General features: G+C 46.3%; 11 protein-coding genes. 8 read left to right on the forward strand and 3 right to left on the reverse strand.

What is annotated here, in order from left to right:
- Positions 1–4 precede the first annotated feature (4 nt).
- The 3 genes from uvrB to HMPREF0240_RS24505 all read right to left on the reverse strand — a co-directional run bounded on the left by uvrB (position 5) and on the right by HMPREF0240_RS24505 (position 3,879).
- The gene (uvrB, locus tag HMPREF0240_RS19070) at positions 5–1,993 is read right to left on the reverse strand and encodes an excinuclease ABC subunit UvrB (RefSeq protein WP_009005056.1); all 1,989 of its coding nucleotides are present in this window, start codon (positions 1,991–1,993) and stop codon (positions 5–7) included.
- Between the two features lie 237 nt (positions 1,994–2,230).
- On the reverse strand, positions 2,231–3,607 hold the full coding sequence (locus tag HMPREF0240_RS19075; protein WP_035314195.1) for an MATE family efflux transporter: 1,377 nt from the start codon (positions 3,605–3,607) through the stop codon (positions 2,231–2,233).
- Positions 3,608–3,738: 131 nt separating this feature from the next.
- Complete coding sequence (locus tag HMPREF0240_RS24505) at positions 3,739–3,879, reverse strand: hypothetical protein (RefSeq protein ID WP_157134261.1); 141 nt, start codon at positions 3,877–3,879, stop codon at positions 3,739–3,741.
- Between the two features lie 554 nt (positions 3,880–4,433).
- Between HMPREF0240_RS24505 and HMPREF0240_RS19080 the strand changes: the two genes are divergently transcribed.
- The 8 genes from HMPREF0240_RS19080 (at position 4,434) to HMPREF0240_RS19115 (ending at position 12,569) form a co-directional block, all read left to right on the forward strand.
- A complete protein-coding gene (locus HMPREF0240_RS19080; protein ID WP_009005058.1) occupies positions 4,434–5,423 on the forward strand; it encodes a rod shape-determining protein in 990 nt (329 codons plus the stop codon).
- A gap of 144 nt (positions 5,424–5,567) precedes the next feature.
- Complete coding sequence (locus tag HMPREF0240_RS19085; RefSeq protein WP_009005059.1) at positions 5,568–7,778, forward strand: ATP-dependent RecD-like DNA helicase; 2,211 nt, start codon at positions 5,568–5,570, stop codon at positions 7,776–7,778.
- Between the two features lie 104 nt (positions 7,779–7,882).
- On the forward strand, positions 7,883–8,458 hold the full coding sequence (locus HMPREF0240_RS19090; RefSeq protein WP_009005060.1) for a ComF family protein: 576 nt from the start codon (positions 7,883–7,885) through the stop codon (positions 8,456–8,458).
- Positions 8,459–8,512: 54 nt separating this feature from the next.
- The gene (locus HMPREF0240_RS19095) at positions 8,513–8,908 is read left to right on the forward strand and encodes a hypothetical protein (RefSeq protein ID WP_198137823.1); all 396 of its coding nucleotides are present in this window, start codon (positions 8,513–8,515) and stop codon (positions 8,906–8,908) included.
- Between the two features lie 3 nt (positions 8,909–8,911).
- The gene (locus HMPREF0240_RS19100; RefSeq protein ID WP_009005062.1) at positions 8,912–10,072 is read left to right on the forward strand and encodes a hypothetical protein; all 1,161 of its coding nucleotides are present in this window, start codon (positions 8,912–8,914) and stop codon (positions 10,070–10,072) included.
- A 48-nt stretch (positions 10,073–10,120) separates the two neighbouring features.
- Entirely contained in the window at positions 10,121–10,993 is an 873-nt protein-coding gene (cdaA, locus tag HMPREF0240_RS19105; RefSeq protein ID WP_009005063.1) for a diadenylate cyclase CdaA, read from the forward strand.
- Positions 10,980–12,275 carry a CdaR family protein gene (locus tag HMPREF0240_RS19110; protein WP_009005064.1) on the forward strand — a complete coding sequence of 432 codons (1,296 nt, stop codon included), beginning with the start codon at positions 10,980–10,982 and terminating at the stop codon, positions 12,273–12,275. The genes cdaA and HMPREF0240_RS19110 overlap by 14 nt, the downstream gene beginning before the upstream one ends.
- Positions 12,276–12,293: 18 nt before the next feature.
- A complete protein-coding gene (locus tag HMPREF0240_RS19115; protein WP_009005065.1) occupies positions 12,294–12,569 on the forward strand; it encodes an HPr family phosphocarrier protein in 276 nt (91 codons plus the stop codon).
- Positions 12,570–12,595: the final 26 nt, after the last annotated feature.

A 12,595-nucleotide genomic window follows, 5' to 3' on the forward strand; every position in this document is an offset into this window, starting at 1 on the left:
CCTGTCAGTCGTCCAGGCCGTTCAGGACCTTCTTTAGTTCCACCAGCTTATCTCTGAGCTCTGCGGCGGATTCAAAGTTCAGTTCAGCAGCAGCTTTTTTCATCTGTTTTGACAGGTCTGAGATTAATTTTTCCAGTTCTTTTCTGCTCATGGATTCGGGATCTTTTTCCATCCGCATCTCTTCGGCGGCTACTTTTTTGGAAATACTGATCAGGTCACGCACAGACTTCTGGATGGTCTGCGGTGTGATGCCATGTTCCTCATTGTACTGCATCTGTATCTCACGGCGGCGCTGTGTTTCTTCCATAGCAGTCCGCATGGAGTCTGTAATCGTGTCTGCGTACATGATAACATGTCCCTCTGCATTACGTGCGGCACGGCCGATTGTCTGGATCAGCGATGTCGCGGAACGCAGGAATCCTTCCTTGTCTGCATCCAGGATCGCTACCAGTGTGATCTCCGGAATATCCAGACCTTCTCTCAGAAGGTTAATACCAACCAGGACATCAAACACATCCAGACGCATGTCCCGGATGATTTCCGTGCGTTCCAGAGTATCAACACCGGAGTGCAGATACTTGACACGGATACCGACCTCGCGCATGTAATCCGTCAGGTCTTCCGCCATCCGTTTGGTGAGGGTTGTCACCAGAACCTTATTCTTTTTGGCGATTTCTTTGTTCACTTCGCCGATCAGGTCATCGATCTGTCCTTCCACCGGACGAACAGTGACTTCGGGATCCAGCAGCCCGGTGGGACGGATTACCTGCTCTGTCCGAAGAAGCTCGTGTTCTTCCTCATAGACGTTTGGTGTCGCTGATACGAACATCACCTGATTAATCTTGCTCTCGAATTCCTGGAAATTAAGCGGCCGGTTGTCTTTGGCCGACGGCAGCCGGAATCCAAAGTCCACGAGGGTGGATTTGCGGGACTGATCGCCGGAGTACATTCCGCCTATCTGTGGAATGGTCTTGTGGGACTCATCGATCATGATGATAAAATCATCCGGGAAATAATCAATGAGAGTGTAAGGCGGCTGTCCTGGCGCGAGTCCGGCCAGATGCCGGGAGTAGTTCTCGATGCCGGAACAGAATCCGGTCTCTTTGAGCATCTCAATATCAAAGTTCGTGCGTTCGGCAATCCTCTGTGCTTCCAGCAGTTTATCCTGTCGTTTGAATTCCTTTACCCGCTCTTCCAGCTCTTTTTCGATCGCAGTCACTGCGCGTGCGATATTCTCCTTGTCCACAACATAATGGGATGCGGGAAAAATAGCGATATGCTTCAGCTCGTCTTTGATCTCACCGGTCAGGATGTCAATCTCTGTAATCCGCTCCACCTCATCGCCGAACCATTCGATACGGATGGCAGTATCCTCAGAGTAAGCGGGGATTACCTCCAGGACGTCTCCGCGCACCCGGAAGGTTCCGCGGTGGAAATCCATCTCGTTTCTGTCATACTGGATCTCAATCAGCTTGGCCATGACCTCGTCTCTGTCCCTGGTCATGCCCGGGCGCAGGGAGATCACCATGTTCTGGTAGTCCATCGGACTTCCCAGTCCATAGATGCAGGATACGCTGGCTACGATGATGACATCCCGCCGCTCTGCAAGAGCCATAGTGGCAGACAGCCGGAGTTTGTCAATTTCGTCGTTGATGGCGGAGTCCTTTGCAATATATGTGTCCGATGAGGGGACATAGGCTTCCGGCTGGTAATAGTCGTAGTAGGAGACAAAATATTCGACCGCATTATGGGGGAAAAACTCTTTGAATTCTCCGTAGAGCTGCGCGGCCAGGGTTTTATTGTGGGCGATGATCAGAGTGGGTTTGTTCAGCGCCTGAATGACATTGGCCATGGTAAATGTCTTGCCGGAGCCGGTAACGCCGAGCAGGGTTTCAAATTGATTTCCCTCTTTAAAGCCCTGCACCAGGTCGGCAATAGCCTGGGGCTGGTCGCCGGTAGGGGCATATTCTGATACTAATTCAAAATGATCCATAAACCTGATACCTCCATATATTAACAATTCCCTGAATTGGGAATTTCATACTCGTATAGTGTCAGATATGATTATAGCAGAGGTTTAAAAAAAAGTACAGAGAAAATCGAATGTTTGTTCTGTTTATTTAAGACAAATTATTTAGTGGCTGGAACAGACTGCTGAGAATTAAAACAGCCTCCAAAACATTGTTCTGGAGGCTGCTGCATCTCATGGGTTTTCATTTTATTTTTTAAGTTATGCCGAAGTTTTTGATATTGCTTTCGGATAATTGAAAATATTTTTCTTAACAATATTATAGTAAATAATACATACAATAATTGTACTTGTAGTAGCGGTAGGTGTTGCGAGAGACAGGTGGAACAGTGTTGCGCCTGCCATATGGCTGTAAATATAAGCCGCGGGAACACGCATAACCCATGAATCCCAGAACGCCTGGAAAAATACAAACTTTGTACGGCTGCAGCCATTGTAAAATCCCATAAAGCAGAATAGAATACCAACCTGTATACAGTCAACAGAGAATCCTTTGAGATACTGTGCCGCTGCAGCGATAACTGTCTGATCTGCAGTGAAGATCGAAGCCAGCGCATCGCCATGGAAACATACAAAATAGAATACGATCAGTCCGGTAACAACAGAAGTCCCCATACCATAGAACAGTGTTCTTTTGGCTCTTTCCGGCTTCTTAGCCCCCATGTTCTGTGCAATAAATGCAGACATAGACTGCATGTAAGAGATCGGTATCAGCAATACGAAACTGACAACACGCCATGCAATACCGTATCCGGCCGCCATGATAAGTCCCATGCCGTTTGCAAATGTATTTACAGCGAGAAATGAGATCTGAGTAACAAGATCTTTCATTGCTACAGGTGTTCCAATTGAAAACATCTCTTTGATCTTTTCTTTATCGAATCGAATGTAGCTTAATTTGAAGACAAATGGAAGCTTTGTGAATCTGATGATAATAATTGACAAAATAAGGCTTATGGCCTGGGCGCCTACGGTAGCTATGGCTACGCCCTTTACCCCCATATCAAATACGGATACTAAAACAACATCACCAATAACATTAATTACACAGGCAATAATGACGAAAACTAACGGAAGAATAGAATTGCCGATGCCTCTGAATATACAGCTTAGCAGATTATATCCGACAATAAAAATCAAACCGCTGCAGCATATTGATAAATACTGAACCGCAAAATCATGAGCTTCTACCGGCACGTTCATAGCATTTACCAATAAAGGTGTTATGACAACCATGATAACAGTTAAAATAACGCCAAAAACAGCAAATATACTAATTGAAGCTCCCATAGATTTAGCAGCGCTTTCGCCGTCATTTTCTCCTATGTACCGCCCAATAGCTACAGTCACACCCATAGCGAGTCCTGTGACAACGACCTGAAGGAGATACATGACATTACCGCCCGAGGATACAGCAGCACTCTCGGCAGGCCCGCAGTAACGGCTTATAACAATTAAGTCAACCGCACTGTATAAAGCCTGTAAAAACATAGAAATCAGAATCGGAAACGTAAACTTAAGAAATGGGGACAATATGGGTCCCGATGTAAAGGTATTTGTCTCATTATTGTTGCTCATCTTTAAACCACTCCTCTCATTAAGTGCAAAATACATTGAAAACCACAGATTTTGTTGATGCAGAAATAACTTTATAAACAACCTTAAGAACATACTCTCAGTATTGCTGCTAATCTTCAGCTTAGCTCTTTCTATGACGTCTCTACTAAAAAAGAGCCCTTGGTACCGGGCTGAAAATCAAAGCGCAGTTTCTGCAGGACACTTGCAGGAAGGGCGGACAGCATACTTAAAAAATAGGATATGAGCACTACGATACTCATACCAAACATCATTTTCCACCTTGCCTCCTTTTACAGTTTTTTATCACGTGATAACTTCTTTATAAAAATATTTTAGCATTTGTTTGCTTTTCCAAACAGTGAACACTGCACATGCATTCTTTAATATAAAAAAGGATAACTTCTGACTTTGCAAAAGTTATCCTTACATTTTCCATTTCATCCTCTCCATTTTCATAACAAGACAACGGGTATAGTTATATTATAAGGAAGTGATAGCTATAATTCAACAATTTATTATAATTGTTGAATGTATTAACATAAAAAACTTTAGAACTCAGCATACTAGCATCAGACTAGTATCATTAGGAAAAAAAGGTCGTATTCTGGCGTATGTATTTTTATAATCCTTAAGAAAAACTAAAAATACAAAAAAGGGGTTTCCATTTTTGGAAAAGTTTATTATACTATTGGTGCAAGTTGGGGAGAGACTGCACCGAGGAAACAAAGGAATTCATAATATACTTGAATGATATTTCTGCCGGAGGCAGAGAAGTACAAATGAGTGGAGATAAAGAGTAGTAAGGGTTGTGGAAGGGAGCGTTAATATGTCTGTAGATATCGGGATAGATTTGGGAACAGCCAGTGTGCTGGTGTATGTAAAAGGAAAAGGGGTTGTGCTGAAGGAACCGTCCGTTGTGGCATTTGACAGGGATACGAATGTCATCAAGGCAATCGGGGAGGAAGCGCGCCTGATGCTGGGAAGAACACCCGGTAACATCGTAGCGGTGCGCCCGCTGCGACAGGGAGTTATTTCAGATTATACTGTGACAGAGAAGATGATCAAATATTTTGTACAGAAGTCTCTTGGAAAAAGGACGTTTAAGAAGCCACGTATCAGCATCTGCGTGCCGAGCGGCGTGACGGAAGTCGAAAAGAAGGCTGTAGAGGAAGCTACATTTGCTGCAGGGGCAAGAGAGGTACACCTGATAGAAGAACCGGTTGCGGCGGCAATCGGAGCGGGGATTGATATTTCCAAACCCTGCGGGAATATGATTGTGGATATCGGCGGCGGAACCGCAGATATAGCGGTTATCTCCCTGGGTGGCACGGTGGTCAACACTTCGATCAAGATTGCAGGGGATGATTTTGACGAAGCCATTGTGCGCTACATGAGAAAGAAACATAATCTGCTGATCGGAGAACGGACGGCGGAAGATATTAAGATTAAAATTGGGACAACATATCCTCTTGTTGAGGAAGAGACTATAGAAGTCAGGGGACGGAATCTTGTGACAGGCCTTCCGAAAACAGTCACGGTTACGTCTTCAGAAACAGAAGAAGCGCTGCGGGAGGCGACAGGGCAGATTGTGGAAGCGGTAATTGCCGTGCTGGAACAGACCCCCCCGGAGCTTTCAGCGGATATTCTGGACAGAGGAATTGTACTGACCGGCGGAGGTGCCATGCTGCGCGGTCTGGAAGAACTGATTGAGGAGAAAACGGGGATTCATACGATGACGGCCGAGGATCCAATGAAGGTTGTGGCCATCGGAACCGGGCAGTTCGTTGAGTTTATGAGTGGCAGGAATGACTTCTAAGGGAGGAAGTCAGGGTGGGACAGACTACTTCAGACGGTACAGGATGCTGCCGGAAGGAGTCTGTCTTAATTTATGTTACGGAGGAGCCTGCCGGATGTCTGTAAGACATTTGGAAGAAGGAGAAGCTCCGGTTGGGAGGAAATTGTGGAAGTAGTCACCGGATATGTGGAGCACATTGTGTTCCGCAATGAGGACAATGGATATACTGTATTTAATCTGGAAAATGAGGATGGGGAGACTACCTGTGTCGGCAGTTTCAACTACATTAATGAAGGAGAGATGCTGGAACTCCATGGGGATTTTGTGAATCACAGTGTATATGGAAGCCAGCTCAAAGTGAGTTCGCATGAGGTGAAAGAGCCGGAAGATCTGGTATCCATAGAACGATATCTGGGTTCGGGGGCAGTGAAGGGTGTCGGTGCCGCACTGGCAGGACGGATCGTCAGGAAGTTTAAAGAAGATACATTCCGGATCATCGAGGAAGAGCCGGAACGGCTGTCGGAGGTGAAGGGAATCAGCGAACGGAAGGCCAGAGAGATTGCGGAGCAGGTGGAGGAAAAGAAGGATATGCGCCGGGCCATGATCTATTTGCAGAAATATGGCATATCCACAACCCTTGCCGTGAAGATATACAAACATTATGGAACGAAGCTGTATCAGGTACTGGAGGAGAATCCGTATCAGCTTGCAGATAATATAGAGGGGGTGGGCTTTAAGACTGCCGACGAGATTGCATCCAGGATTGGGATACATACGGATTCGGATTTCAGAATCAGGAGCGGAATATTTTATACACTGCAGCAGTCGGCCATGGAGGGGCATATTTATCTTCCTCAGCAGGTGCTGGCGGCGCGTGCAGGACAGCTTTTGGGAGTGGAGATCCAGGATGTGGAAAAATATATCATGGATCTCTGCATTGAGAAGAAGACGGTCCGTAAAGAAGAACAGGGGGAGATCAGGATCTATCCGGCCCATTATTATTATCTGGAACTGAACACGGCCCGGATGCTGCACGATCTGAACATTGACTGCAGCATGCCGGAAGATATGATGGAGAAACGGCTCAGGAAAGTGGAAAAGCAGGAGGAGATTTCTCTGGATCCCATGCAGCACAGAGCGGTGATAGAATCTATAAAACACGGCCTGTTGATTCTGACCGGGGGGCCGGGAACCGGAAAGACAACAACGATCAATACGATGATTCAGTTTTTTGAGAGCGAGGGAATGAGTATTCTGCTGGCGGCGCCAACCGGAAGAGCTGCCAAGAGAATGACGGAGGCAACCGGCTACCAGGCACAGACGATCCACCGCCTGCTGGAGGTCAGCGGGAATCCTGAGGAGGAGGGCAATGTAAATGGTTTTATACGGAACCGGCAGAATCCTCTGGAGACGGATGTGCTGATTATCGATGAGATGTCCATGGTAGACCTTCCGCTGATGCATGCCCTTCTTTCTGCAGTAGTGGAAGGCACACGTCTGATTCTGGTGGGGGATGTGAACCAGCTGCCTTCCGTGGGTCCGGGGAGTGTGCTGAAGGATATCATAGCATCGGGCAGATTTCCCGTGGTGACGCTGACGAAGATTTTCCGGCAGGCAGGTGAGAGTGATATTGTGGTAAATGCCCATAAGATCAATGCGGGAGAGCCTGTTGTCCTCAATAATAAGAGCCGGGACTTTTTCTTTTTAAAGCGGCAGGAGGCCGACGTAATTATCAGTGTGGTGATCACCCTGATTCAGAAAAAGCTTCCCAGATACGTAGATGCAGCGCCCGCAGAGATTCAGGTGATGACACCGACCAGAAAAGGCCTGCTGGGGGTGGAGCGGCTGAATACAATCCTGCAGCGGTATCTGAATCCTCCGTCGCCTGAAAAAGCGGAGAAGGAGAATGGACAGAGACTGTTCCGCGTGGGGGATAAAGTAATGCAGATTAAAAATAACTACCAGCTGGAGTGGGAAATCTGCACCAAATTCGGCCTTACTGTGGATAAAGGCACCGGAATTTTTAATGGCGATATGGGGATTGTGAAGGAAATCAATTCCTATGATGAGTCGCTGGTTGTTGAGTACGATGAGAAGAGACAGGTAAAGTATCCCTTCGAGATGCTGGAAGAGCTGGAGCTGGCATACGCCATTACAGTGCACAAATCTCAGGGAAGTGAATACCCTGCAGTTGTCATACCGCTTCTGCAGGGGCCGCGTATGCTGTACAACAGAAATCTACTGTATACGGCGGTGACCCGGGCAAAAAAATGCCTGACGATTGTAGGGAGTGAAGCGACATTTCAGGAAATGATACAAAACAAAAACGAACAGAATCGTTACACAAGCCTGGCAGAGCGTATACAGGAATTTTAAATCTGCTCTATCCACAGGTCTGCCCGTTTTGCGGCAGTATATCCGGGGAAGGCATCTGCAGTGTCTGTAAAAAGAAAATAATCTATATTCAGGAACCGCGCTGTATGCGCTGCGGAAAGCCGCTGGAAAAGGCGGAACAGGAATACTGCAGAGACTGCAGCAGACAGGATACCGTCTATGAACAGGGGCGGAGCGTGTGGGTACACAGGGAACCAGTTTCGCGGGCAATCTATAAGTTTAAATATGAGAATAAAAGAAATTACGGGCGGATTTTTGCTGGGGAAATGGCGGAACACTGCGGGGCGCAGATCAGGCGGTGGGGAATTGAAGAGATCATTCCGGTTCCGCTTCATCCCGCCAGAAAAAGAAAACGGGGATATAATCAGGCGGAAATACTGGCAGAGGAGCTGGGAGGTCTCCTGAACATACCGGTAAGTAAAGACGTGCTTTACAGGATACGCAATACCAGACCACAGAAAAGCCTGAATGATACGGAGAGAATCAGGAACCTGAAAGGGGCTTTTGCAGTGGCGAAAAATCAGAAGCTGAAGGAAAAAGTACTGCTTGTTGATGATATCTATACGACCGGCAATACGATCCGCAGAACTGCAAAAATGCTAAGGCTTGCAGGTGCTCAAAAAGTGTATTTTTTGACTATAAGCATTGGACAAGGACTCTGAGTATATGCTATACTAAAAATGATGTTTATTTGGAAAAAACTTAGAGGTGATGAAATGTTAGATAAAGAGCGCATCAGGCTGATGACCAGGATGGCGGAGTACGAGAACACTCTGGCGCCGGATGATCTGAAGATCAGCACTTATTACAAAAAGGATTATTCAAGCCTGAACACACTGATTACAGCGATCTGGATTACAATCGGATACGTTATGGCAGCCGGGCTGTTTGTGCTGTGCAACGTAGATGCTCTGCTGAAGGATCTGACAGTTGCAAAGCTGATTATTATGGCAGCTGTTGTCGTTGGTGCATATATTATATTGCTTGTGGTTTACTGTGTGTGTGCTGCCAGTTTTTATAAGTCGAAGCACAATAAGGCCAAACAGCGTGTGAAGAAGTATTACCGGGACTTATCCCGTCTGGGAAAGATGTGTATGAAGGAGAAAAAATAAAATATGAGTACTTTACTTGTCTGGAAAGAGCAACTGCAAAAAATATATGCGAAGTATTCCACATATATTATAAAAGCATTACAATTTGTATTGGGTCTGTGTGTGTTTGGCCTGATTAATTCCAATATCGGTTTTATGAAGGCGGCTTCCTCTATTGTGTGTACTGTGGGGCTTTCTGCCGTATGTGCATTTTTGCCTCTGGTAGTGATGGTTATTGCGGCTACATTGCTTGTACTGCTGCACTTATATACCTTATCCATGCCGATTGCTCTGGTGTCTCTGGTTATCTTTCTGATCATGTATATCTTTTATTTCCGGTTTACACCGAAAAAAGCATGGCTCGTACTGCTGACGCCCGTTGCGTTTGCGCTGAAGATACCATTTATTATACCGGTTGCCTTTGGATTACTGGGAACACCTATCTGTGTACTTCCGGCTGCGTTCGGAACAATCGTCTACTATATGCTGCATTTTGTAAAGATGTCATCCACAGCCCTTAAGGGCGGGGATGCCAAAGGACTGGTTGACAGCCTTATGGTTTTTACAAAACAGTCTCTGACAAATAAAGAGATGTGGGTGATGGTGATCGCGGTTGCGGTAAGCCTTCTGATTGTATACGCCGTGCGCACAAGATCTGTTGACCATGCATGGAAGATCGGATCTGTTTCCGGGGCGATCATAGCAATCGTTATCGGTGCAGCGGGAAATATTACACTGGATGCACATCTTTCATACGGCACTCTGGTAGGAAGCGGAGTCGCAGCTATATTGGTGGGGCTGGTACTGGAGTTTTTGTTCTTTTCAGTGAACTATTCCAGGACAGAGCGTATGCAGTTTGAAGATGATGAATATTATTATTATGTAAAGGCTGTTCCGAAGATCGTTGTATCTGCGCCTGAGATGAGTGTGAAGCATATCAATGAAAGACAGGAACAGAATGAAAAGCTGGAGACAGAAGACGGCCAGGAGACGGTGCTGATTCATACTTCTAATGTGCAGAGAGCAGCTGGGGGGCAGCCGCGTCCGCAGAAGAAGCGTCCGGTACCGAAGCAGGGCGAACGGCCGAAAAAGATCGATCATGCCAGGGCAGCCGATGAAATTCTGCTGACAAGAAGTCTTACAAAAGAATTGGGAATTAACCTTGAAGATCTGGAAGATAAATAATAAAATGATTAAAGGGAGTATCTAATAATTAAGACAGGAGGTGGCAGAATGGAACAGTGGATCAGAACTTTTTTTGACAACTATGTGAGCGACATGTACTTTCCGAATGTTCACCTGACAGATATCATAGAAATAATCATTGTAGCGGTCATTGTTTACGAGATTATGCTGTGGATCAAGAACACAAAGGCATGGATGCTTCTGAAGGGAATGATAGTTCTCGGTTTCTTTATACTGGCAGCGGCAATTTTTCAGATGCATACGATATTGTTCCTTGCCAGAGAATCGATCAATGTTCTGGCAGTTGCTGCTGTGGTTGTATTTCAGCCGGAGCTGCGCCGTGCGCTGGAAAAGCTGGGGGAGAAAAACCTTCTGAGCAATATCAATCTGTTTGACAGAAGCAGGGAAAACCAGCGGTTTTCCGATGAAACACGGGAAGGTCTGGTAAAAGCATGTTTTGACATGGGGAGTGTCTGTACAGGGGCTTTGATTGTAGTAGAGCAGGCGATTCGTCTCACAGAGTATGAGATGACAGGGATAGAACTGGATTGTAAAGTTTCATCTCAGGTTCTGCTGAATATATTCGAACACAATACTCCGCTTCACGATGGTGCGGTCATAATAAGAGGAAACAGAATTACATCTGCTACCTGCTATCTGCCGCTTTCAGATAATATGTCAATCAGCAAAGACCTGGGAACCAGGCACAGAGCTGCATTGGGGATGAGTGAAGTGAGCGATGCCCTGATTATCGTTGTATCCGAAGAGACCGGCCAGGTTTCTGTGGCGATGGGCGGGCAGCTCGCGAGAGGAGTTACGCCGGAATACCTTGCTACAAGGCTGAACCAGATCCAGTATAGAACTGCGGAAGGCAAGAAATTTACTATACGGAAAGGACGGCAGAGGCATGAAGAAATATAAGTTTACGAACAACCTTGGGCTGAAGATGATGGCTCTTGCCTTCGCTGCCCTGTTATGGCTGATCGTAGTGAATATAGACGATCCTGTGGAGACGAGTACTTTCCGGAACATTGATGTTACGGTACAGAATACCGAAGTTGTGACAAATGAAGGGAAGACTTATAAGATATTAGATGATACACAAAAAGTAAGCGTGACAGTGAGGGCAAAACGGTCTGTTCTGGCCAAACTGTCCAGCAGCAGCATCGTTGCAACGGCGGATATGAGCGAGATGCAGTTCAGTTCGCTGATTCCCATTACGGCTACCGTGCCAGGCTATGAAGGAAAGTACACTGCGGAAGCAACGCCCGGCAACCTGAAGGTGAAGGTAGAAGATCAGAAGAAAAATGTATTTCCGCTGAATGTCAGCGTATCTGGTACACCGAGGGACGGTTATGTGGTTGGCAAGACGACCACCAATCCTGAGAAAATCACTGTGCGCGGTTCGGAATCGCTGGTTAAGAGTATAGATAAGGCTGTTGCAAAAGTTGATGTATCGGGCCTGTCCAAGACGACAGTTCTGCAGGCTGAACTGGCGTACTATGACAGAAACGGCAATCCTCTTGACAAGACCCAGCTGAAGGATAACCTGGGTGAGGATGGAATCACGGTTGAGGTAGAGATGCTCAACACAAAGAATGTGACACTGAACTTTAATGTTTCAGGGGTGCCGGAAGATGGCTATACGTACAGCGGGCTGACCTGTGAGCCTGAGAAGATCCAGGTGTGCGGCACGGCGGAGGATCTGAGCGGATTTAATGAGCTGGATATTCCCGCTTCTGAGATAGATATAAGTGGGGCAACAGAAAAGATGGAGAAGACAATTGATATTGGTCCGTATCTTCCGGAGGGAATTGAGCTGGTGGACAAGACGGCAAATAACGTTGTCGTGACCGTATCCATAGAGCAGGAAGGAGCCCGTACCATTGAACTGCCGGTGGCATCTGTCAGGGTGATCAATGTGCAGGATAATCTGAGGGTTTCATTTGATGACAATACAGATATTGAACTTCAGTTTAAAGGTACCCAGGAGGCTCTCGATAATCTGGAAGTGAACAATGCGGTATATATTGACCTTAAGAATTATACAAAACCAGGTACCCATGAAGTGCCTGTGAATGTGGATCTGAATAAGGATGAGTCCAGCAGTTCCAATATTACTTTGACAAAGACCCCTACGGTAAAGGTTACTCTTATTGAGAAAGATAAAGAAGAGGAGCAGAGTGTAACAAAGGAAGAATAACGGGAGGAGAGAGCTCACATGGTAAGCGAAAAAGTTGCGATTAAGAACCCTACAGGCCTGCACCTCAGGCCAGCAGGTCTGTTCTGCAGAACTGCCATGCAGTATGGCAGCAAGATTACAGTAGAGAAAAAAACAAAGTCCGAGGATGTGACTGCAAATGCAAAGAGTGTATTAAGTGTGCTTGGAGCCTGCATCAAAAGCGGAGATGAAATTAACATCATCTGTGAGGGCGAGGATGAGGAAACAGCACTCAGAGAGATGGTACGAATTGTGGAGGACGGCCTGGGAGAATAGGACCCGGCAGAAAAAGGAAAAAGGAA

It is taken from the genome of Clostridium sp. D5, assembly GCF_000190355.1.
GTDB classification, from domain to species: Bacteria; Bacillota; Clostridia; order Lachnospirales; family Lachnospiraceae; genus Faecalicatena; species Faecalicatena fissicatena_A.